This is a genomic window from Carnobacterium divergens, from assembly GCF_900258435.1.
Lineage (GTDB): Bacteria > Bacillota > Bacilli > Lactobacillales > Carnobacteriaceae > Carnobacterium > Carnobacterium divergens_A.
In genome coordinates this window covers 1,257,886-1,282,814 of record NZ_LT992558.1, presented here as the reverse complement: position 1 = coordinate 1,282,814, position 24,929 = coordinate 1,257,886, and the positions used below count along the sequence as shown (strand labels likewise).

Below are 24,929 nucleotides of genomic sequence, written 5' to 3'. Positions count from 1 at the left end.
GTTCACCATCCTTTCCTAATTTTGTTTTTCTAACCGTTTGATTCGTTGCATAAAGGCTTCTTGCTCTTCTTTGCTCATCGGTTTTTCTTCGGTTTCTTGATAATCATCTTTTGCCCATTCTGGTAGGGTTTCTTTTCTTGTACTGGTTTGATTGTTGCGATAAGTAGCAGGTTTTGATTTTGAGTAGCTTTTTTGTTGTTCTTCTCGTTTTTGTTTTTTAGCTGCATTTTCTTGATAAAGTTCTTTTACTTTTTGAATCGCTCGTTCTGGAGAAGTGACGTTGTCTTGACTCCAATCATTGGCAATACTGTCAGCTAAATTTTGAGTAAAGGTTGGATTTCCTCGGACGACTAACACATAATGGATCAAAATATTGACTACGGATGACGGTAAATTGGCTCTTTTAAGCAAATTTTCTAACGTCCACTCTTCTGTTTTGGCAACAAATCCACCTTTTTGTTCTTTGATGGATGTCATAAAATCATAAGGAGTCATGGTTTCACTTACTTCAATTACAGCAATATCCTCATTGGTAAAGCCTTGATGCTTCAATTCATTTTTTCTAAATTGACGCTTCGTTTTTGAAGTGGTAATCACTTCTTCCATAACATCTTTTACATGCACAGCTTGTTGATTGGTTTGATGATACTGATCGTATATCAATTGCTTGAGCTTACGGTCATCTACTTTGCCTGTATCAATATCAGATGCTTCTAAAACAGCTTTTTGCATTTTTAATTCATCGACCCCGTACATTGTGTTCAACACAATAATCGTCTTTTCAATTTCTTTTGTAATGGAAGATCGATTGATATATTGAGTAGATAAGCCATCATAGAAAAATTTAAAATCAAACTGCTTAGAATCCAATTGAGGTACCGTACTTTCTGTAGCACCCACCAGTTCGACTGGCTCGGTCAATAGATTTTTTTCTTGATTAAATAGTTGACTATCAAAATGATAGACATCTAGGAATGATTTTGTAATCTCTTCAAATTCTTTGGGATTAACTGAATTCGATGTGAATCGTTGGCGTAGCTTTCTGAATTTCCGTTCGCCTACTTTTTCAAATAACAACAAACTTAACAAATCGTCTTTAAAAAAGACATGGACTGGTTGTGGAGATAGAAGTTCATAAACAAAGTTTTTTTCTTGTTCTGAACTGACATACGTTTTAAGTAAGCCAATGGCTTCAAGTTTAATTCTAGCTTGATACAATTCTGGAATTCCAATATTTAATAGTGCCAGCAATTCTGAATGAAGAATACCGTCACTCCAATACTTATCATCTTCAACTTCTGTCCATAAGGTCATATAAAGACTGTAGGCAGTGGCTCCAATCAGAGGCTGATATAAAAAAGTGAGAATTTTTTGATCCATATCTGAAAGCAAGCCATTTTGACGGACTTTAAAGCCATCTTTTGGACTAAGATTTTTCCATGGATAATTCATATAAGATTCACACCTTTCGCTTGCTTATTTTTCTTTTTCTTGCATTTCTTGTAATTCTTTCAAAAAGACACTCATATCTTTAAATTCACGGTAGACACTTGCAAAACGAATATAGGCAACTTCGTCTACTTGGGCTAAGCGTTCCATGATGTATTCGCCAATCAAAGTGGTTGATACTTCATTTTCACCTAAACCTCGAACTTTATTTTCAACTTCATCGACAATTTTTTCAACTTGCTCCATTGCTACTGGGCGTTTTTCACAGGAGCGAATAAGGCCACGTAAGATTTTTTCACGATTAAATTCTTCTCTTGTTCCATTTTTTTTGACAACAAGTAAAGGCGCCTGTTCTGTTCTTTCAAAGGTTGTAAAACGAAAGCTGCATGCTTCACATTCACGTCTTCGTCTAATTGCTCGTCCTTCATCTGCTGGACGACTGTCGACAACTCTAGAACCATTATTTTGACAGCGTGGACATTGCACTTTTCATCATCCTCTATGTTTAATTTATTATGATTAATAAAATAATTCGTATTATAATTAGGTGTTTACACGTCATTATAACATAGCTTGAACCTTTGTGAAAAGACTTATGAAAAAAGGTGTTGATTATAAAAATAGAGTTCTTCCTATCCTTTGATAGAAAGAAACCCCATTTGACCTAGCCACTTTTCGACTTGTTGTTTGGTTGATTCTTTTGACCCATTATTATCGATCACAATATCCGCAAGTTGCTCTTTTTCAACAATTGATTTTTGCGAGTGAATTCGCAATAAGGCTTCTTCTTTTGATAATTGATTGCGTTTTTGTAGTCGTTTTAGTTGAGTGGCAGGAGAAACGGCTACTACCATCACCATATCTACAACTTTGTCGTACTCCGCTTCATATAAAAGCGGAATATCCAACACGACCAATGACACGCCTTTTACAACTTGTTTTTGAGTCTCATCCATAATCCATTTTCGAATATAGGGTTTTAAAAGTTCATTTAACTGTTTTCGTTTCTCTCCGTCTTCAAAGACAATCTTTCCAAGTTTTTGCCGATTCAAACTGCCATCTGAATGGATGATTTCATCGCCAAAATAGGTTTTGATTGCTCTAAGACCTGCTGTTCCTTTTTCGACTACGGCTCTTGCCCCAAGATCAGCATCTACTACTGGAAAGCCAAAATCTTTGAAGAGTTGGCTGACGGTTGATTTTCCGGTGGCAATACTCCCTGTTAAACCTAAGATAACTGTCATCTTTATCACTCTTTTCTATAATTGATTGAATGACTTTGTATTTGTAGTTGTCAATTTTTGACATTGAGGACAAAAGTGGGTTCCTCGTTGTGCTACCTTAATTTTCTCAATAAGGTGTCCACAGCGAATGCAAGGCTCGCCTGTTTTACCATACACTGCTAGTTCTACTTGGAATGTTCCTGCTTCTCCTAACGCATTTTGATACGTTCGAATTGTCGTTCCACCTGCTTCAACTGCTCGACCTAAAACATCAATAATCGCTTGATAAAGGGCTTTGACTTCACTTTTTTTCAATGAGTTCGCTGGACGTAAAGGATGGATTTCCGCTTCAAAAAGAGCTTCGTCAACATAAATATTGCCTAGACCTGTAACAATTTTTTGTTCTAGTAATAATGGCTTGATGGCTCTGTTTTTTATACCTAAAGCCTTTGAAAATTCTGGTAGCTTAAAGAAATCTGGAATAGGTTCTGGTCCTAAGTCGCGTATTCCAGTCACATTAAATTGTTCTCCCAAAGGAACTAATGTCATACGACCAAATTTTCGAACGTCTAAGTACCTTAAATCTCGGCCATCTGTTAAATGAAAAACCACATGAGTATGTTTTTTCAAAGGTGTTTCCGTTTCTTCAACTTCATACTTGCCTTCCATTCGCAAATGGGAAATCATTGCCCAGTGATCTAAAATAAAAATCAAGTATTTTCCTCGACGGTCAATACGTTGAATGGTTTCTCCTATTAATTGATGACCAAACTCTTCACCAGAAAATGGTTTTGTGATAATGCGATCCCAATAAACTGCTACGTCTTTAATCGTGGCACCTTTAACAAGGTTGGTTAGTCCTTTTCGGACCGTTTCAACTTCTGGTAATTCTGGCATAAAAAGCTCCTTTCTTCTTAAAAAACTTGCACCCATTTTTTATTTTATCAAATGGATGCAAGGCTATTCTTTTATTTAGCGTCATACCAACTGTCGCCATAATTGCTGTCTACTTTTAATGGAACTTGTAATTTCACGGCATGTTCCATCACTTCTGGAACTAATTTTTCAAGGATTGGAATTTCTTCCATCGGTGCTTCAAAAATCAGTTCATCGTGTACTTGTAACAACATCGTCGCTTTTAAATTTTCTGCTTTTAAACGTTTGTCCATTTCAATCATCGCTACTTTAATAATATCAGCCGCACTTCCTTGGATTGGCGTATTCATAGCGGTTCTTTCAGCAAATGATCGTAGGTTAAAGTTTCTTGAATTAATGTCTTTCAAGTAACGGCGACGGTGGAATAAGGTTTCAACATAGCCCTTGTCTTTTGCTTCCCGTACGATGTCTTCCATATATTGTTTAACGCCTGGATATTTATCAAAATACGTATCAATAAATTGTTGTGCTTCTTTTCTAGTTATTCCTAAGTTTTGTGATAGTCCGTAGTCACTGATGCCATAAACGATTCCAAAGTTAACCGCTTTTGCTTGGCGACGCATATTTCCAGTCACATCTTCTGCTTTTTCAATTCCAAAAACGCGCATTGCCGTACTTGAATGGATGTCTTGCCCTTCAAGAAAGGCTTCTTTTAAATGGGTGTCATTTGAAATATCTGCCAGCACACGTAATTCAATTTGTGAATAATCGGAAGCAAACATTTTCCAGCCTTCATGGCTTGGTACAAAGGCTTGTCTAATTTTACGCCCTTCTTCTAAGCGAATCGGAATATTTTGTAAGTTAGGATCAACGGAACTAAGGCGACCTGTTTGGGTTAAGGTTTGAACATATCTAGTGTGTACTTTTCCAGTCGCATTATGAACGACTTTTAGTAAGCCCTCCACATAGGTTGATTGAATTTTAGCAATTTGACGGTATTGTAAAATATCATCTACGATTGGCGCTTGTTCTCTTAATTGCTCTAAAACATCAACTGCTGTTGAATAGCCGGTTTTAGTTTTCTTAATTGCAGGTAATCCCATTTTTTCAAATAAAATCACACCTAATTGTTTTGGTGAATTGATGTTAAAAGTTTCTCCAGCTTCTTCATAGATACGCGCTTCAATTTCAGTTAAGCGAGTAGCAAATTCTGATTTCATTTCTAGTAAGCGATTGGCATTGACTTTTACACCTGTCATTTCCATTTTTGCTAATACCATTGAAAGAGGCAATTCCATTGTAAAGAAAAGATCACTTTGTTCACTTTTTTCTAACTCAGTTTTCAAATGCTTGCTTAAAACTTCAATAGCTTTTGCTTTTCTCGCTAAATGTTGATAAAGAACTGCTGGATCTTCTGGAATGGCAATTTTAGCTCCTTTTCCATAGACACTTTCATCTGAATCAACTTCATAGTAATCATGCTCCATTGCTACTTCAGATAAGTCTTTACTGTTGTCATTTGTATTTAAAATATAAGAGGCCAGTAAAACGTCAAACTGGATGCCATTCACTTCGTTGCCGTAGCGTTTCATTGCTACGACTGTTCGTTTTGCATCAAAGACGTGTTTAACTATTGATTCGTCTTTTAACCATTCTGCAAATAACGGCTCTGCTAAAATAAAATCAGGATCTGCCATATAAATTTTTTCGCCATTTGTCCAAGTGACTCCTACAATATCTGCTGTATGGTAATTATCACTTAACATTTCAACGTATAAAGCACCTTCTTTACCGAACATTTCAGGTTTTACTTCGGTTACCACTTCAAAAAGAATTTCAGCTTTTTCAATTTGATTTTCTTCATCATAAGCTTTAGTATCTAATTTGCTTAAAAATGATTTAAAATCCATTTCTTTATAAAACTCAATTAGTTTTCCAACGTCTTTTCCTTTGTAAACTAAATCATCCACTGTCACTTCTAGAGGAGCCTCAACATCGATTGTTGCCAAGCGTTTACTTAGGAAAGCTTGTTCTTTGTCATTGATTAGGTTTTCTTTTCGTTTGCTTTTTTTCATATCTTCAATGTTTTCATACACGCCTTCAACAGAACCAAATTCATGTAACAGTTTTAAAGCTGTTTTTTCACCAATATTGGTCACTCCTGGGATGTTATCAGAAGAGTCTCCTGCTAATCCCTTCATGTCAATAATTTGATTTGGCGTTAAACCGTATTTTTCCATTAGATAAGCAGGGGTATTTTCTTCGATTTCACTAACGCCTTTTATGGTAATGTCCACACGAACATTTTCTTTAGCAAGTTGCGTTAAATCTCGGTCGCCTGAAACGACTACAACGTCATATTCATTTGGGTCTACTTGCGTTGCTAGGGTTCCAATAATATCATCCGCTTCATAATTATCCAATTCGTAATGTGGAATCCCAAATCCGACTAGTAAATCACGTAAATAAGGCATTTGCTCTTTAAATTCCCCTGGGGTTTTAGACCGTCCATCTTTATATTCTTTATAAAATTCATGTCTAAATGTCGTTTTCCCTGCATCAAATGCAACTAATACATGTGTCGGTTCTTCTTTACTCATTTCATTTTCTAACATTCGGTGAAAGCTAAAAAGGGCATTTGTGTGAAGCCCGTTTTTATTAACAAATCGATCTAATGATCCGGGAATTGCATAAAATGCTCTGAACGCAATACTGCTTCCATCAATCAATAATAGTTTATTTTTTTTCGTCATAAGAAAACTCCTTTTTTATGGAAACCTTAAGTAAGTGGTGTTCACTTATCGTTTGGTGCCAATTTCATCTCTTCTATTCTACCAAAAAAAAGAGCAGATAGCGAAAAAGAAATTCGTTCCCTTCAAAAGAAAAAAACCAGAGTTTGCGCACTCTGATTTTAATGTAAGGCTTCTTCAATTTGGGGGATTAATCGTGGCGGCTCAACAATAAAGCTAGCGTCAATTACTCGCTCACCTTCCATGTTTTTTGCTTCTACTGAAATCGTCACTACTTCTTTCATTAAATCCACTCGAATGACTTCGAATTCAAAGGTAATCGTTTCATAGTGGTAGACGGGATTTACGCAGTTTACTGAAACATTCACTACATTTGACCCTGGTCCTGGTAAATGTTTTGAAATCGTACTTGTCATAATGCCAATCAGCATAATAACCGGCACTAATGGCTTTTCGTATTCCGTTTGATTGGTATAATCATGTTGAATAAATAAGGGATTTGCATCATTTGTCAATCCTAAGTACAACAAGATATCTTTATCTTCAATTGATTCCGTCACACTTAATTGATCGCCTTCTTGGATTTCCGTAATCAATTTCCCCATTTTTCTTGGTTTCATCATTTTTTCATTTTCTCCTTCATTGTCTTTGTCTTTATTTTACCAAATGTTCTGGAAAATGTAATGAATAAAGTTTTTTAATTTCACTTTCTATAAAAATAAAAACCTAAACAAATAATTTTGTTTAGGCATCAATCAATTTAATTGTTTTGTAGAGTAGTTCTGCTTAATAGTGTTTCATAAGAGCTTTCAAATTTTTGAACATCTCCTGCACCCATAAAGATAACAACTGCATCATGATGATTCAATAATGGCGACATGTTTTCTTCTTTTAAAACAGTGGCACCATTTTTAATTTTTTCAGCCAAATCTTGGATTGTTACGCTTCCTTGATCTTCTCTTGCTGATCCAAAGATATCACATAGATAAACAGAGTCTGCTAGATTTAGCGCTTCAGCAAATTCGCTCAACAACGCAACCGTTCTTGTGAAGGTATGAGGTTGGAAAACCGCAATAATTTCTTTATCTGGATACTTTTGACGTGCAGCATCTAAAGTAGCACGGATTTCAGAAGGATGGTGTGCGTAATCATCAATGATAACCATGTCTCCCATTTGTTTTTCACTAAAACGACGTTTAACGCCTTGGAAAGTCAGTAAGTTTTCAGCAATTTTTTCTTTTGAAATGCCTTCAAGTTGACAAAGGGCAATAACTGCAAGTGCATTTAATACATTATGAGCTCCATAGGTTGGAATTTCAAAGTGATTGTAAAATTCATTCGAAATGTACACATCGAAACTTGACCCTTTTGTCGAACGCGTAATGTTGCGGGCTTGGAAATCATTGTGATCGGCAAATCCATAATAAAGCACTGGAACATTTGCTTTAATTTTTTGCAACTCTTCATCTTCACCACAAGCAATAATTGCTTTTTGAACTTGGTTGGCCATTGATTGGAAAGCGTCAAATACATCTTCAATACCTGTAAAGTAATCAGGATGATCAAAATCAATATTGGTCATAATGGCATAATCAGGACGGTAGGCTAAGAAATGACGACGGTATTCGCAAGCTTCTAAGACAAAGAAATCAGCATCAGGTACACCATGCCCCGTTCCATCTCCAATGATGTAGCTTGTTGGTTCAATTGAACTTAATACATGTGCTAATAGTCCTGTTGTACTTGTTTTACCGTGAGAACCTGTAATGGCAACACTTGTGTATTGTTTTAAAAACTCACCGATAAATTTATGGTAGCGAATAACTGGAATTCCTAAATCTAAAGCGGCTTGAATTTCTTCATGAGTATCTGGAAATGCATTCCCTGCAATAACCGTTAATCCTTCACGAATGTTTTCTTTCGCAAATGGGAAGATTGGAATTCCTGCATCTTCTATTCCTTTTTGAGTAAAGAAGTATTTTTCAACATCAGATCCTTGTACATTAAAACCTTTATCATTCAAGACTAATGCTAATGCGCTCATTCCAGAACCTTTGATACCGACAAAGTGATATAGTGTATTTGTATTCATTTTTTTTGCCTCCAAATGATGTGATTCGTAGTTATCTAAATCGTCTAGTTACTTATATTTTTATTAAACAGTCATGTCCCTATTTTAATTAACGGGTCTTTTTAGCATCAATTTCTTCTATAAATAGTTACTTATTCAAAAATTATAACGCTATTAGTATACCACGATTTTTTTCATTAGCATACTGCTTTCACCTAGAATCCTTTTGTATTAGAACTTCCTAAAAATAAACAATTGAATTTTTCATTTACTCCGTTTTTTGATAATTTGCTTCATAAGTTGCTTTCGTTAAAAAGACATCTCTTGGTTTAGAACCTTTATTTCCAGAAATTAACTGTTGCTCTTCTAATGCTTCAATTAAGTTAGAAGCACGATTAAATCCAATTTTAAATTTACGTTGCAATAAAGAAACGGAAACGGTGTCTTCTTCTGAAATAAAGGCTAGAATTTCATCAAATAGCTCATCTTGACTTTCAACTAGTTCTAATTTTGCAAGTAAGGTTTCTGGTTCAAACAGATAATTAGCTGCTCGTTGATCCTTCACATGTTGCACAATCGAATCAATTTCGTTTTCAACATAGGTTCCTTGTACTCGAATAGGTTGGCCTATGCCATTTTCTAAGAACAGCATATCCCCTTTTCCAAGTAATTTTTCTGCTCCACCTGTATCCATAATGGTTCTTGAATCCACTTGACTAGAAACCATAAAGGCTACTCGAGTTGGAATATTATTTTTAATGGTTCCTGTTACCACATCCACACTCGGTCTTTGTGTTGCAACTAGTAAATGAATCCCTGCAGCTCTTGCCTTTTGTGTAATGCGAGCGATGTAGTCTTGAACTTCGCTACTCGCCACCATCATTAAATCGGCCAACTCATCAATAACAATCACGATATAAGGAATTTTCAATCCGTGATCGCCATGGAGAGCTGCTTTTTCATTGAATTTTTCAATGTTTCGAACACCAGCTGCTGCCAATTTTTGGTAACGTTCTTCCATTTCTTCAACTGCCCATTTTAACGCTTCTGCTGCAGCTTTTGGTTCTGAAATAACGGGTGATAGTAAATGAGGAATGTCGTTATAAGGCGCAAGCTCCACCGCTTTTGGATCAATTAAAATCAATTTCACTTCACTTGGATTTGCTTTGTATAGTAAGCTGATTAAAATTGAATTGATAAAGACACTCTTACCTGAACCTGTTGCTCCTGCAATTAACCCATGGGGCATTTTATCAATGGTTGAAACCACTGCTTTCCCAGATAGATTCACTCCAATTGCGACTGTTAAGGGCGATTTATTTTCTTTAAATTCTGGACTTTCCATCACTTCGGATAGCATGACTGGTCTTGAAAATTGATTTGGAATCTCAACCCCGACAGAACTTCTGCCTGGAATGGGTGCTTCTATCCGAATGTCTTTTGCTGCTAACGCAAGCTTCAAATCATCTGATAAATTAGTTATTTTATTCACTTTGACGCCTCGACCCAACTGCAATTCAAATTGAGTTACTGCCGGTCCAATCGTCCAGCCAATTACTTGGGCATCAACCCCAAAGGCATCTAAGGCTTCATTTAGCATTTCAGCTTGTTCAATAACCCAATCATCCACGGCACTATTTGTAAATTGAACAGGTGGTTCAAGTAAGCTCAGTGAAGGAAATTGATACGCAGCGAGATTTTCGTCTTCAATTTGATTTAAAACTGAAACTGCTACTTTTTCTTCTAAAGAAACAGGGTTATCTTTCAATGCTGGTTCAATTCTTGTCTCTTCAATTAATGGAGGCCCTTCTTCTGCAATGAATGCTTCTGGCTCTTCCGTTGAAGGTTCTTCAACTGCTTGTGGCTGTTCTTCTACAATCGTTTCCTCAAGTTCTTCGCTGACAGGTTCTGCTCTCTTTTCTTCAAAAAAGGGCGGCACTTCTTCTGAAATGGAATCTTCTAGACTAGACTCTTCTACCTGTTCTTCAACTACTGGTGTTAAGGTTTGAGACAAATAATTAAAACGACTTAAGGCCGCTTTTAATTCCAAATCAGATTCCTCTTGATTAAATGGACTCGTTTCAGTGGCTTCTTCTAAAAGTGATTCAACAGATGATTCCTCTTTATTGATGCCTTCATTTTCATCTGAATCTTGAGCTTCATCTCCGAACTCTTCTTCATGAAGCTCCCCAAAATAACGCGCAACATTCGTTCCACGATTTATTGTAATGTCTTGTTCTTCTTCAATCATTCCAGCAAGGGATCTTGAAAGGCCTCTTTTTTTATCGTGGTGGATTTCTTCGATTTGAGAAATCCTCGATTTTTCTGTCTCTTCTAGGTATTCCTCCTCTTGAATGAGACGACTATTTTCGACTTCACTCGTTGGAAGAACCTCTTCAAATGTAATCAATTTTGAAGGGGTTACGTCCTTTTCTACTTCAATTTCGACTGAATCTTCATTTTCTGTTAGCAAAATAAACGTGTTTAACTCTTTTTTTAAACGCGCGGCTAAAAGATCATAATCAATTTCGTCAATTGTCTTCTTTACGTCCTCTCTTTGAAAACCATAAATCGGTGACGGAATTTTTTGAACTTTAAATGGTGTTGAACTTCTTGTTTCATGATAGGCAGTTGGTTGTTTTTCGATAGAGTGCTTAACTGCTTGTTTCGCTTCAACTTTTCTTTCAGTATTGGCTTTTCGAGTATGGAAATCTTGCGTCTCTTTTTTTACAACTGCATTCGTTTCTTTTCGTGTGTACTCGTTAGTACGATGTAAAAATTCTGAAAAAACAGCATCTGGTGCTGGTTGACGACCTGATTTTGTTAGTTTAACAGGTCTATTTGTTTCATTATTTTGTGTTTCGTAAGGTTGTTTTTTTTCATTCTGTCTTACTTGTTCAGTATCAGAATAGAAAGGAAACTTAAATTTTTTAGGATGATTTTGCCCACCTTGATAGCTTGGTCCATCATAATTTGACATGATGATGCTCCTTTCCTCTCTGTTGTCTTTGTTTAGTTTAACATAATCCCCCTCTTTATTGAATCATAATTAAGAAAGCTTAAAATCTTCTTAGATAACAATAAAAAAACAATCTACTCAACACAAGTTGTGAAAAGTAGATTGTTCTATTTAACTGTTAAGAGCCTATTTTAAAGGCTTCTCCAACAGTTGCGTCTGCTGGCAATACTAAAATACCTTTTTGAGTAGGTGCATCCGCTAAGTTTAATTCTTTAGCTGAACAAATCATTCCGTGACTCGCTTCGCCACGCAATTCACCGTCCCAAATAATTAACCCATTCGGCATCATTGCGCCTACTTTTGCAACCACTACTTTTTGATCCGCCGCAATGTTTGGAGCGCCACAAACGATTTGAACTGTTTCATTGTTTCCAACTTCAACTTGCGTAATGGATAAATGGTCTGAATCTGGATGTGGCACGCATTCTTTAACAAATCCAACAACGAATTTAGGTTCATTGTCGACTTCTAAGACATAATCAAATCCAGCTTTTTGAATAAGCTCATTTAAAACAGCCACTTGATCTTCAGTTAAATAGATTTGACCATTTCCTGACACTGTTAAGTGGTTTGAGATATGAAAGAAGTTAAAACCAACAGTTTCATTTGTTTCTGATTTAAAAATTCTAACAACGTCTCCGTTTTCTTCAAATCCTTGTTCCGAAAAATTACTGTTTTCAGTCATAATTAAAAGAGTATCGCCTATTCCATTTTTATTGTAACAACTAATCATCAATTTATTTTTCTCCAATCTATTTTTCCTTCGCTTGATTTCGAACAATCAATACATCACATGGTGCTTCTCGAATAATGTATTGACTAACGCTTCCCATCATTAAACGTTCAATTCCACTTAATCCGCTTTGACCACATAAAATCAAATCGATGTTATGTTCTTTTGGCAATGATTTTGCTAGTAATTCTTTTGGTGAGCCTGTTACTAATTCAGTTGAAACTTTTTTTACACCACGATTAATTGCAAATTGACGGTATTCACCAAGAATTTCTTTCATCGTACGCGTCTCTTCTTCACTGGCTTCAATATCAAAGCTCGCAACACCCATCGTGTATGAACGATTGTCAATTACGTGGACAATCAATAAATCACCATTATTTCGTTTCGCTGTTTCAATTGCATTTTCTAAAGCTGCACTTGCTTCGTCGCTTCCGTCTACTGCAACCATGATGTGTTGATATTCTTGATTTTGTTCAACCATAATCTCATCCCCTTTTGAAAAACTTAGCATTTAACTGCTTTCTTTTATTATAACTCTTTCATTCCTATAACAAAAGGCTAAACGCTTCATCTTGAATCATTAGAGCGTATTGATAAATTGAGTAACTTCTTCTTTTGTTTTGCGATCTTTATTGACAAAACGGCCTGTTTCGCTTCCATTTTCAAACGCTACAAAACTCGGAATCCCAAAAATAGCCAACTCTCCACATAAATCAATAAATTCATCACGATCTACTTGTATAAATGTAAAATCTGCCTGTTCTTTTTCAATTTCAGGCATCAAAGGTTTAATGAACACACAATCACCACACCAATCTGCTGTGAAAAAGAAAATTGTTTTCCCTTTATTCTTTAATGTCTCAAATTCTGCTAGTGATTTTAATTCTCTCATATCAATACCCCTTTGTAATAAACTAGTTATTTTTCATGATGGTTTCATAGGTACTGCGATCCATTGTACGAGCAACTTGTAATACCATTTCTTTAGCTGCTGCGTAATCATCAATATGGAACATTGTTTGATGTGTGTGAATATAACGCGCGCACACGCCAATAACTGCACTTGGAACTCCATTATTTGAAATATGCGCTGCACCTGCATCCGTACCACCTTTTGATACAAAATACTGGTAAGGAATGTTATTGGTTTCAGCTGTATCTAATAAAAACTCACGCATTCCTTTTAAGGTAATCATCCCTGGATCAAAGATTCTTAATAAGAAGCCTTCGCCAAGATGGCCATATTTAGATTTGTCTCCTGTTAAATCATCAGCTGCTGAACAATCCACTGCAAAGAATAGGTCAGGTTTAAATTGGTGAACGGCACCTTTTGTTCCACGTAAGCCAACTTCTTCTTGAACATTTGCGCCTGCAATCAATGTATTGGGTAAATCTTCGCCTTGTAATTCTTTTAAGGCTTCAATCACAACTGTACAGCCATAACGGTTATCCCAAGCTTTGCTTAGAATTTTTTTCCCATTTGCCATTTTAACCGTTTCTGTTAATGGAACGATTGCATCTCCTGGACGAACGCCAAAGCTCATCGCTTCGTCTTTTGAATCAAAACCAGCATCAAATAAAATATCTGCAACTTCTGGTGCTCCTGCTTTTCCATTTGTACCTCGTAGTAAGTGTGGGGGTACTGAAGAAGAAACACAAGGATAGTCTCCCTTAGCAGTTTGTAGTGTAAAGCGTTGTGCTGAAACAACATAAGGATTCCATCCACCTAAAGGAACCACTCTAAATAAACCTTGATCCGTAATGTTAGCAACCATAAAGCCAACCTCATCCATATGAGCAGCTAACATGATTCTTGGAGCTTGTTCGATTTTACTACGGCGGATTCCAAAGATGCCACCTAAACCGTCTTGAACGACTTCATCAACTAAAGGGGTCAACTCTTTTCTCATAACCTCTCTTACATTGTGCTCAAAGCCACTGGTGCCTTGTAATTCAGTCATCTTTTTAACTAGCGAAAATGTTTCTTCATTCATGTGTATACTCACAAATAAGTAGAATTTCTTTTTATTTGTGATCTACCCTCCTTTAGATATTTGATTTACCTTCTTTATTATATCGTATTTCTATAAAGATTTTAACTGGTTCGGGATTAATTTTATAAAATCATCATAAAAGTGATTTTTATTTGCTTTTTTAGTGGATTCAATTATCTTTTTTTGCGGAAAATGGTATACTAAAAACAGTAATCATTTGATTGGAGGATATATATCATGACTTCTAAAAACTCATTTAATACTTACGCGGTTGTGGGCGGGCTTATTTTTGGAGCTGGTTTGACATGCGGGTATAAAATCGCTTGCTTAATGAAAAAAAATAAAACCATTCACGGGGATGAAATTTTAACGATGGTCAAAAAAGCTTTTCTTGAAGAAGGGCCAATTGAAGGGTCTTGGATTGAATTAAAAAAAGTGCCTCTTAGAAAGTTCGCTTTTAAAACTGATGTTTATTATGGCGGCGTTTCTAGGATGGAAGAAGATACTTTAGTCCAATATGAGTTTATTGCCGATGCTTACACAGGCTCAATTTTAGACTTGTACCGCGTTTAATTTAATAGGTAATCTAAAAAGCAATGAAGCTAGATTTCATTGCTTTTTTAATAATCTTTAAAAATCAACCGTACGGTTACAGTTTTGTCGTGTTTTTCAAATTTTACCTCTCCATTGTATTTTGTTGTAATTTTCTGCATGTTTTTCCAACCGAAACCATGATTCAATTGATCTTTTTTGCTTGTACTCAAAGGATCAATTTCTTGATTTGAAACACTATTCGTGATTAAAATAATTAGATACCCATTTTTCACTTTAAATTGAAGGGTGATTCTTTTTTGACCACTTGAGATTTTATTAACCGCTTCAATCGCATTGTCAAAGGCATTTCCTAAACAAATAGCAACATCCTTTTCGTTTACGAGTTGGAATTTGATAGGGAATACGGATAAATCAAATTGACTATGTTGCTCTTTACAGCGTTCTTCCAAATGCAGAATCATGCTATCAATCATTACATTATCTGTAAAAATCGTTTGATAGTCGTCTATTTTGGTTAATTCTAATTCTGAAAAATAGTGTTCTAGTTGTTGGTAATGCCCCTTTTTAAGTAGGTGCTCCATAATGATCAATTGATTTTTTAGATCATGTTTCATTCCTCTAATTTCATTTTGATTCGCTAAAATTTTTAATTGGGTTTGTTTTTGATAATAGAGTTGTTCATTTAGTGTGTTGTTTTCAAATTCTACTTTGTATTGTCTTTCCAATTTTCCTAATAATTGCAAGACAAAATAACTGCCAAGTATCATTGTTATTATTGACCCGACTGAAAGCAAACGAAAAATTGGATTGTTTTCTAAATAAACAACTAGTAATGAATTGTACACTAAAATAATCGTGATGGTAACCAATAAAGTTGTAATGCTCGCATTCAAATACAACGCTCTTTCTTTGTAATTTTTTTTCAATACTACCAACTGAATGCAATAAAACTGCACGAGATCACTACATAAGTAAAAAAAGACATGTTTAAGCGAATCCACTTGTTCAAAAGTGCTTGAAACGATATATAACCCACTTGAAATATGTCCTACGCTACTCTCAACTATGATTGTAATGAACCCGTATAGTAAAATATAACGTGCTTTTCGACTGCCTGTAAAAAAGCGACTGCTAATATATAAACTTGTTGCCAAGGCAATAAAATAAGGAATCAAAGAAAATTGTTCGAAATAAGTAACCGTTAAATCTAAACAAAAAAAGACTGGAAATAAAAGGACCTTATTCACTTGAGTCTTTCCAACTAATCGACTAAAAAAATAGTAAATCAAAAAGGATTCCGCTACTGCTTCCATAAAGTCTGAATATCCCCAATTAAGAGAAATCCACTCAATAAAGTCCTTCATAATTCCCACCTCCTTGTGATAAATAATCAAAGAAAGCGGCTTTAAATGTTTTTGCGTATCCTTTGCTAACTGGAATCAAAGAGCCATCTTCTAAAATTAAATGGTCTTTTTTTAATTCTTTGACAAATTCCAACTGTACTAAATAGGATTGATGGGGCCTAACAAAATTGTTATTGGCTAACGTAATAGCAAATTCTCCAATTTTACCATACATCTTATCGACTTCTTGATTGCAATGGAAGTATAGTTTTCGCTGCTTACTTTCAATATACGCAATCTCCTTTAATACGATTTTTTTTTGTCCAAATTTTGTTGAAATTGTCAGAACTTCTTCTTTTCGCTTGGTTATAATCAAGTCTAACAAATCATTTAGCTGCGCTTGTTGAATGGGTTTAAGTAGATACCGCAATGCATTCACTTGGTATCCTTCAATAGCGTACTCCATCAAACTTGTTAAAAAAACTAATTCTACTTGCTGATCCATTTTACGAATTTTTTTAGCAACCTCCATGCCACTTAATCCTTCTAATTTAATATCTAAAAAGAGAACATCAAAACGATGACTTGAATAGCGGTAAATCTCCAGTAATTCTTCGCCATTTTTAAACCATTCGATTTTTAGTTTCCCATGAAATTTTTCTTGATATTTCTTTAACTTCTCCAGTAACATTTGTTGATAAATTTCTTCATCTTCACAAATTGCAATATTCATTCTGCACCCCTCCTTTCGAATCATTCATTCCAATTATTACATTTGAAGGTCAAATTACAACCACTCGGAACATTTATTAACTTTTTCTTTATAAATTAAACTCATCTTTCAACATGGAATAGAAAGGAGTTTTTAAATGGAAAGAGAAAAAAACGAACAACAAAATTACGCAATTGTGCTTTTATTAATGTTATTAGCTGCTATTAGTTTACTGTCAATTTATTCAGCAACAGATACTTGGCATTACGTAATTTTACAAACCTTTTGGTACTTTATTAGTGTTATTGTAATTATCATTTTGATGAAATTTGATGCGGAGGTATTGTGGAAAATCGCCCCGTTAACCTATTTAATCGGTATTTTTTGTTTAATAGCAGTTTTATTTTTTGGTGTCACAATCGGCGGGGCAAAACGTTGGTTGAATTTTGGAATTATGAATTTCCAAACTTCTGAAGTCATGAAAATTGCCTTTATTTTGATGCTTTCAAGATGCGTAACTCAACATAATTTTAAAAATATAAAGCGAACGATTCAGACCGATTTGAGATTGCTTTCAAAAATTGTTGCCCTCAGTATCCCTCCTGTAGTATTCATTATGCTGCAACCTGACTTAGGTACTACCATTGTCTTTCTAGCAATTATCAGTGGCATTACGCTGTTGTCTGGTATTTCATGGAAACTGTTGCTTCCTTTATTTTCAACCTTTGTAGGAATTATAACAGCGTTGTTTTATTTCATCCTATTTAATCGACCGGTTCTTTATCGTTTCGGCTTTCACAGTTATCAATTTGACCGGGTTGATGTTTGGCTTGAACCTTATAAGGATATTTCAGGCGATTCGTATCAAACGATCCAAAGTATGAAAGCGATTGGTTCTGGACAAATTACTGGGAAAGGATTAGGCATTTCAGAAGTGCATGTACCAGAAAATCATACTGATTTTATTTTCACTGCTATTGGTGAAAATTTTGGCTTTATAGGCGGCGGTATTTTGTTATTAATTTACTTTTTATTGATTTATCGTTTGGTAGTGACGTGTTTTTTAACTAGAAGTGAATTTTATACGTATATTGTTACAGGTGTATTAATGCTAATTTGTTTTCACATTTTTGAAAATATTGGCATGACCATTGGCATTCTCCCCGTCACAGGGATTCCATTGCCATTCATTAGTTACGGTGGCTCTTCTTTGATGGGAAACATGGCAGCTGTAGGGTTAGTCTTATCTATGAACAAGCACGATCGTGAGTATGTCTTTTCCACCAATCATAAAAAATGGCATTTTTTAACTTAGTTCGTCGTTATAGGAGGTTTATATGAAAAAAACAAATTGTTTCTTCTTATTGGTTTATTTTTTGCTGCTTTGCTTTGGAATTTTAATGGTTTATTCAGCAAGTAGCGATAGCGCACAATCAAATACAGGCAGTAGTATTACTTATTTTAGAAATCAAGGAATCTACGCACTGATTGGTATTTTTTCACTTTTTTTCGTAAGTAGATTAAAAAAATCCTTGCTAGTTCATCCAAGTTTACTAAAGGGTCTTCTTGCTGGAATGTTTGTACTACTCGGTATTGTTCTTTTGACGGGTAAAATAAACGGCGCAAGTCGTTGGATTAATATTGGCTTTTTTAACATTCAACCTGTTGAATTAGCTAAAATTATTTTAATTTGGTACACGGCTTTTATTCTTTCAAAAAAACAAAAGCAACTGACAGAAAATTGGGTGCAAGTTGTTTGGGCTCCTTTAATTGTTTTAAGCTTGGTTGGGATGCTCCTTTTTCTTCAACCTGATACAGGTAGTGTTTTGATTTTAGCGGGCATTGTCTTAGTCCAAGTTTTTGCATCGGGGATTCCTTTTTATCTAGGCCTGCTAAGTTCACTTTTTATCACTTCGGTTTTATCCGGTTACATTTTTTTAGTCAGCCGTTACGGAACTTCTGTAATTGGCATGTCCTCGTATCGGTTTGATCGTTTTAAAGCTTTCTGGTCACCTTTTGAATTGGAAAACGGCGCTGGACATCAATTAATCAATTCCTACTATGCCTTAGATCGTGGCGGATTGCTTGGTGTTGGTTTAGGGAAAAGTGTCCAAAAGACGGGCTACCTACCTGAACCACATACTGATTTTATTTTAGCTGTAATTGGAGAAGAGCTTGGTCTCCTAGGAATCATTATGATTTTGACCTTACTGTTCAGTTTAATTTTATGGATATTTTACCTAGGCATCATTTTGAAAGATCCTTTTGCTTCCTTGCTATGTATCGGCGTGGGAATGATGTTTTTGATTCAAAGTTGCATCAATATTGGAGGCGTAACAGGTTGGCTGCCTATTAGTGGCGTCACTTTACCATTTGTAAGTTATGGTGGCTCTAGTTTAATTATTTCTTCTCTCGCAATTGGATTGATTTTAAATGTCAGTGATACTTTTCGACAAGTAACTGACTAGTTTGTATTGCTTAAACTAGTGCCGTATCATTAAAATAACAGCTGATACAATCGAAATAAACACATTCATTATCAGTCGGGAAAATGAACTTATTTCTTGAACCATAAAGAACTGGCAAACTTGATAACCTCCAATAAAAATAAATGCATCACTTGCAAAAAGAAACAAGGGATGAACTTTTTAAGGCAACATTCTACTACCATAGAATATAAAATTTACCAGCAGATAGAATCCTATCAAAATGAGAAAACAATGCCATGGCTATTTTTTCAGTTTTAGTAACAACCACACTCCTCCTTTGTAACTATAGTTTAGCAAGCCATTTAATAGGGCTTGTTTTTTTATTTTTAAAAAAACTGGCAAAAGATAAGGTTCTCTTTTGCCAGTTTAAAATGGAACTTTTATTTTTTAGGAAAGCTCGCTACAACTCGATAAATCCGTTGTCCACGATTTGAAAATTTTTCTTCATACTCCGTCATTACATTGCCTTCAAAATCACTTTCATGTAAATTCAACCACACTTTTTCAATCAACATGCCGTATTTTGAAAAACTATGAAGAGAATATTCGAATAACCCTTGATTATCTGTTTTAAAATGAATTTCACCTTGTGGAATCAAGATTTCTTCATACCCTGCTAAGAAATCATGATACATCAATCGACGTTTTTCATGTTTTGTTTTAGGCCATGGATCTGAAAAATTCAAGTACACTTGACTCACTTCACCTTTTGCAAAATATTGTGTCAATGCTCCACCGTTTACGTGAAGTAATTGTAAGTTTGGTAAGTCTTCGGCAATTAATTTATCAAGCGCTACAACGACAACACTCATTTGCAATTCGATTCCAATATAGTTGATTTCTGGATGTAATTTTGCCATTTCAGTAACAAAACGTCCTTTTCCTGTCCCAACTTCAATATGGATAGGATTCGCATTGCCAAAGCGTTCTTGCCAACGTCCTTGCCATTTTTCTGGGGTATCTACCACGTATTGGGGATAATTTGCAATCTTTGCAGGTGCCCCTGGTTTATTTCTTAAACGCATTCTATTCTCCTCTTTCGCTTCTATAATTATTAGTAAGTTAAAAAACAGAATTCTCTTCTGTAAAAGAAGAGAATTCTATTGCTAAGCTTCTTTAGTGCTTTGATAAATTTCTTGTAATGTTAAAATATCCTGATTCATTTCATGAAAACGCGATTGATAATGATGACGTTTTGTTTGTTGTAAAAAATTAATAAGTGCATACCATTCAATTCGTTTGATGACTTCATCGGTCACAATAGTCCCATAATTTTCTAGCCATTCTTGCCAGTTTTCTTTAGGTACATATTGACACAATAACATGCTTAAATCCATCGCTGGATCAGCTAAAACAGCCATATCCCAGTCAACTAAATACAAACGATTTTCATCAGAAAGCAACCAATTTTTACGGTAAATATCTCCATGACATACTTGTGGTTTAACAGATTCCATTTGGGTCACTTCATGAGTTAATTTCGCTAAAATTTCTTTTAACAACGGATGAATGGCTAAATCATGTGGCAACGACATTTTATAGGAACGCAGCAATTTTTCTGGTGATACTTCTTCTCCACCAACACGATACAGCATTTTACGCAATGTCTCTGAATGGTGAATTTTATATAATAATTTTGCAACGCTTGGTGAGGACATCTCTTCACTTGCTAAGGTACGTCCATTTAACCATTCTTGAGCCGTTAAAACATCTCCATTACCGATGCGTTTCGTCCAAACAAGTCTAGGGGTAATACCTTCAACAGAAAGTGCAGCTAAAAAAGGCGAAGAATTTCGCTTCAAAAAAAGCTTTTCTTCTGCTCTAATTCCCATATATGCTTGGCCAGTATCTCCACCAACCGGAAGCAATTTCCATCCTGTATCTATTTCAAAATCCATCTTAATCATTCCCTAACTTAAATTAACGAACTTAACCTACTAGAGCCAAAAATGATAGACATCAAAAAGACATCTATCATTCTATTCACTCCTTATTTTAGGTTGCTTCTGCTTCTACGTCAAGCATATATACACTGTTTTACCAAAAAAAATAAAAAAAGCTTAAAAACTCACATTTTCATCTCTAAAAAGTGTGTTTTTCTAAGCTGATTTTAACGAATTTCATTTATTTTGTATTCTCTTGGACAATTTTTACTTTTGATTTTGGTACTTCATCTCGAACAAATATGCTGAGTATTAAACCAATTAATGAAAAAATTCCGACTACGAAAAAGACTGCTTGGAAGCCGCTTAACGAAGCCAATTGCGGACTTCCTTGATTTAATGCAGCTGCACTATTTGATACCATCATCATGATAACAACAAATAGTGCCGTTCCCATCGAACCCGCTAATTGCCGTTGAGTATTAAACATCGCGCTTGCATGTCCTGCCATTGATAAGGGAACCGCATTAAAGGCTCCTGTTTGAAGTGGCATCAAGGTTAAAGCAATGCCTAGTGATCGAACCAATTGAATTCCTATAATAGTTGAAATAGAAGACGTTAGGGTTAACCTTCCAATCATAAACGTCGTAACGGTTATTAGAAACAGTCCTGTAACAGCTAGTATTTTCCCACCATATCGATCAAATAAACGTCCAGTAATTGGACTCATCACCGCGATAACGATAGAACCTGGTAGTAAAATCATCCCTGATTTCATAGGATCAAACCCACGAATACTTTGGAAGTAAATTGGAAATAAAATAATTCCACCATACATTCCAGCTAAAATAATAAAGGAAATCATTACATTTAGTCTAAAACCACGGAATTTAAATACTTTAAAATTAAGCAAAGGATGCTCTGAAGCATTGCAGCGTTTAATTAATAATAAAATCGATGCAATTCCAACTAAAAGGACACCTCCAACATTGATGCTAAAGAAATCATGAGAAGCGGCATTGCTGAAACCAAATAGCAAGCCACCAAATCCTAATGTGGAGTAGACGACACTTAACCAGTCTAAACGTGGTTTTCCAACCTCACTCACATTTTTCAAGACAAAGTAAGCTACCACCACATCAAGAATTGCAAAAGGCAAAATAAAGTAAAAAAGCATATTCCAACTGTAATTTTGAACAACCCAACCGGAAAAGGTAGGACCAATTGCTGGCGCGAAGTTCATCGCAAGTCCAATTAATCCCATTGCCGAACCTCTTTTTTCAATTGGAAACATATACAGAACCACAATCGTTTGTAATGGTAAGACAATTCCAGCACCAATTGCTTGAATCATTCTTCCACCAATCAATACCCAATAGACACTAGATGTTGCTGCAATTAATGTTCCTATTGTAAAACAAATCATGGCAAATAAGTAAAGCTGCCTTGTTGTAAATCGTTCCACTAAGTAAGCTGTAATGGGAATCATAATCCCATTAATCAGCATATAAGACGTCGTCAACCATTGACCACCTACTGCTGTAATTGAAAATTCTTTCATAATACTTGGAAGCGCTGTGCTCATCAAGGTTTGATTTAATATTGTTACAAATGTCCCCATAATAATAACGCCTAAAATCGTTACAATATGAGATTTTTGATGTTCATGTTCCACATCGATTCCTCCAATCATCATTTGATTTGCGATGTAGATTTTAATTAAACAGCTTTAAAATACCGACTGTTTTTTTAGAATTTCAACGAACCTTTATTGGACTAGTTAGAAATAATCAAACTTCCACATCACAAAAGACGCTACTCTGGATAGAGCTAGCGCCTTGTTTACTTTTATAATCGTATCATAAATTTCTCATGCAATCAATAGTTAGATATTTATCGAACTTTCCCACAAACGTCTTCAACTGCTTTTACATACAAATCTTGAAGTTGCTTCACAACAGGTCCTCGTTTGCCATCATTCACTTTAACGCCATCAATTTCAATAATTGGCATTGCTTCAATCGTTGTACTTGATGAAAAGACTTCATCCGCATTTTTCAATTGTTCTAATGTAAAGGCTTCTTCTTTAACTGGAATACCTGCTTTTCTTGCTACATCTAATAAGACAATTTTAGTGATTCCTGGTAACACTAAATTGCCATCTGGATGAGTATAAATGACACCATCTTTGACCATCCACATATTTGTCGAAGCCCCTTCAGTGACAATCCCCTCACGATGCTGTATTGCTTCTTCTGCTCCAACTTTGTGGGCTTCATGCTTAGCCATTACATTTCCAAGTAAACTAATTGATTTAATGTCACAGTGCAACCAACGCATATCAGGCAATGTAATCACTGAAATACCGCGATCCATTTTTGCTTGATCCCTTGGGACTTTGGTAGTTGATGCTGTAAAAACAGCGGGTACTTTTGTTGGATCCGGGTAAGAATGGTCTCTTGGAATCGCAATCCCTCTTGTTACTTGAAAATAAATGTTGCCTGTTTCAATTTCATTTTCTCTCATTAGTTTGTATAGGCGTTCTTTTAATTCATTTTTAGTGAAGGGAAGGACTAAGTCAATTTTTTTAGCTCCTGTAAAGAGACGGTCAATATGTTCGTCAGCTGTAAAAAAAGTGCCATTATAGGCTCTAATGACTTCATATAACCCATCACCAAATTGGTAGCCTCTATCTTCCATATCAATTTCCACTTCATTGCGATCTACTATTTTATCATCCCATAAGACTTTCATAATTAGTCTCCTCTCGTTACACATTCATCTATTTTGAAGTTATCATATCAAAAATTAACCTGCAACGCACGTCATTTATCTGAAAATTCAAAAAATCTTAAACTTTTAAGTGGTACCGCGTTCAATTAATTTAAATTCAAGCTTATGCAATGGCAATTCTTTATGTTTTAATTGATTGTACAGTTTAAAAAAAGCATTTTCTGCTTGTAAGTGCATAGGGTAATCAATGGTTGTTAAATTAAATAGTTCAGAAATAAAAGTATTGTCAAATCCTATAACAGCGACTTGATTAGGAACGGCAATTTCTAATTCTCTAGCTTCTGCTAAAAAGCCCACCGCTACATTATCTGTTGGAAATAAAATGGCTGTTGGAGGCGTTGTTTCCTTTACCCACCATTGAGCAATTTTTCTCCCATCATTTGAGCTATGCAAATCATAAACAATATCCTCTAGCTTAGGATCAAGTTGCTTTTCAAGACAGAAATCGTACCAAGCGTTTACTCGTGCGACTGTATTGAGACTTTTTTCAATGCCAAAAAAAGGTTTGATTTTACGATGACCTTTTTTGTACAAATGATACAGCCCTAATTTGAACCCTTCATAATGATCCATAAAAATAGTGTCAATTTTTGTTGATTGAACTCTTTGCCACGTCACAATAGGTCCATATTTTCTGTATTTTTCAAGCACTTCCCATTCGTTTGAACGGACAATATGAAAAATACCATCGATTTGTTTTTGCTTTAGTTTTTGAAATGCTTCTACTTCACTTTTTTTATCGTAATCGGTTAAAAGTAACGTCACTTGATAGCCATATTTTTTTGCAACCGTTGCAAAGCTACTCAAAAAAATGGTTAATACATCTGAAAAATCTGGTGATACAATGCCAATATTTTTCGTCTCACCGTTTTTTAAATAAATGGCATTTTGATTGGGTGTGTAATCAAGTTCGTCAATAATTTTTTGAACTTTTTTTCTAGTTTCTTCTTTTACATAGCCATTATTGGAAATCACTCGTGAAACAGTTGATCTTGAAACCTCAGCTAGCTTTGCAATTTCATTAATATTCGACATG

General features: G+C 35.2%; 22 protein-coding genes. 3 read left to right on the top strand and 19 right to left on the bottom strand.

What is annotated here, in order from left to right:
- Window positions 1-15: 15 nt before the first annotated feature.
- The 12 genes from CDIMF43_RS06550 to pepA all read right to left on the bottom strand — a co-directional run bounded on the left by CDIMF43_RS06550 (window position 16) and on the right by pepA (window position 14,118).
- Window positions 16-1,452, bottom strand: coding sequence for a replication initiation and membrane attachment family protein (locus CDIMF43_RS06550; RefSeq protein ID WP_233218300.1), 1,437 nt, complete (start codon window positions 1,450-1,452; stop codon window positions 16-18).
- A gap of 24 nt (window positions 1,453-1,476) precedes the next feature.
- A complete protein-coding gene (gene nrdR, locus CDIMF43_RS06545; protein ID WP_034570509.1) occupies window positions 1,477-1,935 on the bottom strand; it encodes a transcriptional regulator NrdR in 459 nt (152 codons plus the stop codon).
- A 146-nt stretch (window positions 1,936-2,081) separates the two neighbouring features.
- Window positions 2,082-2,693, bottom strand: a complete 612-nt coding sequence (gene coaE, locus CDIMF43_RS06540; protein ID WP_109841535.1) for a dephospho-CoA kinase — start codon at window positions 2,691-2,693, stop codon at window positions 2,082-2,084.
- 15 nt (window positions 2,694-2,708) lie between these two features.
- Window positions 2,709-3,569 (bottom strand): DNA-formamidopyrimidine glycosylase, encoded by an 861-nt coding sequence (gene mutM / locus CDIMF43_RS06535; RefSeq protein WP_109841534.1) that lies wholly within the window; start codon window positions 3,567-3,569, stop codon window positions 2,709-2,711.
- Between the two features lie 71 nt (window positions 3,570-3,640).
- Entirely contained in the window at window positions 3,641-6,301 is a 2,661-nt protein-coding gene (polA, locus tag CDIMF43_RS06530) for a DNA polymerase I (protein ID WP_074403020.1), read from the bottom strand.
- Between the two features lie 158 nt (window positions 6,302-6,459).
- Window positions 6,460-6,921, bottom strand: coding sequence for a MaoC/PaaZ C-terminal domain-containing protein (locus CDIMF43_RS06525; protein ID WP_074403021.1), 462 nt, complete (start codon window positions 6,919-6,921; stop codon window positions 6,460-6,462).
- 137 nt (window positions 6,922-7,058) lie between these two features.
- A complete protein-coding gene (gene murC / locus CDIMF43_RS06520; RefSeq protein WP_109841533.1) occupies window positions 7,059-8,390 on the bottom strand; it encodes a UDP-N-acetylmuramate--L-alanine ligase in 1,332 nt (443 codons plus the stop codon).
- 247 nt (window positions 8,391-8,637) lie between these two features.
- Window positions 8,638-11,349 (bottom strand): DNA translocase FtsK, encoded by a 2,712-nt coding sequence (locus CDIMF43_RS06515; RefSeq protein WP_109841532.1) that lies wholly within the window; start codon window positions 11,347-11,349, stop codon window positions 8,638-8,640.
- 157 nt (window positions 11,350-11,506) lie between these two features.
- Window positions 11,507-12,121, bottom strand: coding sequence for a YtpR family tRNA-binding protein (gene ytpR / locus CDIMF43_RS06510; protein WP_109842348.1), 615 nt, complete (start codon window positions 12,119-12,121; stop codon window positions 11,507-11,509).
- Window positions 12,122-12,140: 19 nt separating this feature from the next.
- Entirely contained in the window at window positions 12,141-12,605 is a 465-nt protein-coding gene (locus CDIMF43_RS06505; RefSeq protein ID WP_034570530.1) for a universal stress protein, read from the bottom strand.
- 99 nt (window positions 12,606-12,704) lie between these two features.
- Window positions 12,705-13,016, bottom strand: coding sequence for a thioredoxin family protein (locus CDIMF43_RS06500; RefSeq protein WP_074403026.1), 312 nt, complete (start codon window positions 13,014-13,016; stop codon window positions 12,705-12,707).
- Window positions 13,017-13,038: 22 nt separating this feature from the next.
- Complete coding sequence (gene pepA, locus CDIMF43_RS06495; protein ID WP_109841531.1) at window positions 13,039-14,118, bottom strand: glutamyl aminopeptidase; 1,080 nt, start codon at window positions 14,116-14,118, stop codon at window positions 13,039-13,041.
- Between the two features lie 237 nt (window positions 14,119-14,355).
- Here pepA and CDIMF43_RS06490 point away from each other — a divergent pair, with 237 nt between their 5' ends.
- Complete coding sequence (locus CDIMF43_RS06490; protein ID WP_074403028.1) at window positions 14,356-14,691, top strand: PepSY domain-containing protein; 336 nt, start codon at window positions 14,356-14,358, stop codon at window positions 14,689-14,691.
- 47 nt (window positions 14,692-14,738) lie between these two features.
- Here CDIMF43_RS06490 and CDIMF43_RS06485 read toward each other — a convergent pair whose 3' ends face one another.
- Together CDIMF43_RS06485 and CDIMF43_RS06480 are read right to left on the bottom strand one after the other, a co-directional pair.
- Complete coding sequence (locus CDIMF43_RS06485; RefSeq protein WP_109841530.1) at window positions 14,739-16,037, bottom strand: sensor histidine kinase; 1,299 nt, start codon at window positions 16,035-16,037, stop codon at window positions 14,739-14,741.
- Window positions 16,021-16,749 (bottom strand): LytR/AlgR family response regulator transcription factor, encoded by a 729-nt coding sequence (locus tag CDIMF43_RS06480; protein WP_109841529.1) that lies wholly within the window; start codon window positions 16,747-16,749, stop codon window positions 16,021-16,023. The genes CDIMF43_RS06485 and CDIMF43_RS06480 overlap by 17 nt, the downstream gene beginning before the upstream one ends.
- Before the next feature lie 136 nt (window positions 16,750-16,885).
- Between CDIMF43_RS06480 and rodA the strand changes: the two genes are divergently transcribed.
- Both rodA and CDIMF43_RS06470 read left to right on the top strand, forming a co-directional pair.
- Window positions 16,886-18,043, top strand: a complete 1,158-nt coding sequence (gene rodA, locus CDIMF43_RS06475; RefSeq protein ID WP_109841528.1) for a rod shape-determining protein RodA — start codon at window positions 16,886-16,888, stop codon at window positions 18,041-18,043.
- A 22-nt stretch (window positions 18,044-18,065) separates the two neighbouring features.
- Window positions 18,066-19,196: an FtsW/RodA/SpoVE family cell cycle protein gene (locus tag CDIMF43_RS06470; protein ID WP_109841527.1), complete on the top strand. Its 1,131-nt coding sequence runs from the start codon at window positions 18,066-18,068 to the stop codon at window positions 19,194-19,196.
- A gap of 401 nt (window positions 19,197-19,597) precedes the next feature.
- Here CDIMF43_RS06470 and trmB read toward each other — a convergent pair whose 3' ends face one another.
- The 5 genes from trmB to CDIMF43_RS06445 all read right to left on the bottom strand — a co-directional run bounded on the left by trmB (window position 19,598) and on the right by CDIMF43_RS06445 (window position 24,928).
- Window positions 19,598-20,242, bottom strand: a complete 645-nt coding sequence (trmB, locus tag CDIMF43_RS06465; RefSeq protein ID WP_074403033.1) for a tRNA (guanosine(46)-N7)-methyltransferase TrmB — start codon at window positions 20,240-20,242, stop codon at window positions 19,598-19,600.
- An 81-nt stretch (window positions 20,243-20,323) separates the two neighbouring features.
- Window positions 20,324-21,115 (bottom strand): phosphotransferase family protein, encoded by a 792-nt coding sequence (locus tag CDIMF43_RS06460; RefSeq protein WP_074403034.1) that lies wholly within the window; start codon window positions 21,113-21,115, stop codon window positions 20,324-20,326.
- Window positions 21,116-21,341: 226 nt separating this feature from the next.
- The gene (locus CDIMF43_RS06455) at window positions 21,342-22,775 is read right to left on the bottom strand and encodes an MDR family MFS transporter (RefSeq protein ID WP_074403035.1); all 1,434 of its coding nucleotides are present in this window, start codon (window positions 22,773-22,775) and stop codon (window positions 21,342-21,344) included.
- A 218-nt stretch (window positions 22,776-22,993) separates the two neighbouring features.
- A complete protein-coding gene (gene dat, locus CDIMF43_RS06450; protein WP_074403036.1) occupies window positions 22,994-23,854 on the bottom strand; it encodes a D-amino-acid transaminase in 861 nt (286 codons plus the stop codon).
- Between the two features lie 105 nt (window positions 23,855-23,959).
- Entirely contained in the window at window positions 23,960-24,928 is a 969-nt protein-coding gene (locus CDIMF43_RS06445; protein ID WP_074403037.1) for a LacI family DNA-binding transcriptional regulator, read from the bottom strand.
- Window position 24,929: the final 1 nt, after the last annotated feature.

What these genes read in the sequence shown, in the direction of transcription:
- polA (WP_074403020.1), bottom strand. Translation starts at nt 6,301, where the DNA reads ATGACGAAAAAAAATAAACTATTATTGATTGATGGAAGCAGTATTGCG.
- CDIMF43_RS06470 (WP_109841527.1), top strand. Translation starts at nt 18,066, where the DNA reads ATGAAAAAAACAAATTGTTTCTTCTTATTGGTTTATTTTTTGCTGCTT.
- ytpR (WP_109842348.1), bottom strand. Translation starts at nt 12,121, where the DNA reads ATGATTAGTTGTTACAATAAAAATGGAATAGGCGATACTCTTTTAATT.
- CDIMF43_RS06445 (WP_074403037.1), bottom strand. Translation starts at nt 24,928, where the DNA reads ATGTCGAATATTAATGAAATTGCAAAGCTAGCTGAGGTTTCAAGATCA.
- CDIMF43_RS06500 (WP_074403026.1), bottom strand. Translation starts at nt 13,016, where the DNA reads ATGAGAGAATTAAAATCACTAGCAGAATTTGAGACATTAAAGAATAAA.
- coaE (WP_109841535.1), bottom strand. Translation starts at nt 2,693, where the DNA reads ATGACAGTTATCTTAGGTTTAACAGGGAGTATTGCCACCGGAAAATCA.
- CDIMF43_RS06550 (WP_233218300.1), bottom strand. Translation starts at nt 1,452, where the DNA reads ATGAATTATCCATGGAAAAATCTTAGTCCAAAAGATGGCTTTAAAGTC.
- CDIMF43_RS06515 (WP_109841532.1), bottom strand. Translation starts at nt 11,349, where the DNA reads ATGTCAAATTATGATGGACCAAGCTATCAAGGTGGGCAAAATCATCCT.
- trmB (WP_074403033.1), bottom strand. Translation starts at nt 20,242, where the DNA reads ATGCGTTTAAGAAATAAACCAGGGGCACCTGCAAAGATTGCAAATTAT.
- CDIMF43_RS06490 (WP_074403028.1), top strand. Translation starts at nt 14,356, where the DNA reads ATGACTTCTAAAAACTCATTTAATACTTACGCGGTTGTGGGCGGGCTT.
- CDIMF43_RS06525 (WP_074403021.1), bottom strand. Translation starts at nt 6,921, where the DNA reads ATGATGAAACCAAGAAAAATGGGGAAATTGATTACGGAAATCCAAGAA.
- CDIMF43_RS06505 (WP_034570530.1), bottom strand. Translation starts at nt 12,605, where the DNA reads ATGGTTGAACAAAATCAAGAATATCAACACATCATGGTTGCAGTAGAC.
- murC (WP_109841533.1), bottom strand. Translation starts at nt 8,390, where the DNA reads ATGAATACAAATACACTATATCACTTTGTCGGTATCAAAGGTTCTGGA.
- CDIMF43_RS06485 (WP_109841530.1), bottom strand. Translation starts at nt 16,037, where the DNA reads ATGAAGGACTTTATTGAGTGGATTTCTCTTAATTGGGGATATTCAGAC.
- pepA (WP_109841531.1), bottom strand. Translation starts at nt 14,118, where the DNA reads ATGAATGAAGAAACATTTTCGCTAGTTAAAAAGATGACTGAATTACAA.
- dat (WP_074403036.1), bottom strand. Translation starts at nt 23,854, where the DNA reads ATGAAAGTCTTATGGGATGATAAAATAGTAGATCGCAATGAAGTGGAA.
- rodA (WP_109841528.1), top strand. Translation starts at nt 16,886, where the DNA reads ATGGAAAGAGAAAAAAACGAACAACAAAATTACGCAATTGTGCTTTTA.
- mutM (WP_109841534.1), bottom strand. Translation starts at nt 3,569, where the DNA reads ATGCCAGAATTACCAGAAGTTGAAACGGTCCGAAAAGGACTAACCAAC.
- CDIMF43_RS06480 (WP_109841529.1), bottom strand. Translation starts at nt 16,749, where the DNA reads ATGAATATTGCAATTTGTGAAGATGAAGAAATTTATCAACAAATGTTA.
- CDIMF43_RS06460 (WP_074403034.1), bottom strand. Translation starts at nt 21,115, where the DNA reads ATGGATTTTGAAATAGATACAGGATGGAAATTGCTTCCGGTTGGTGGA.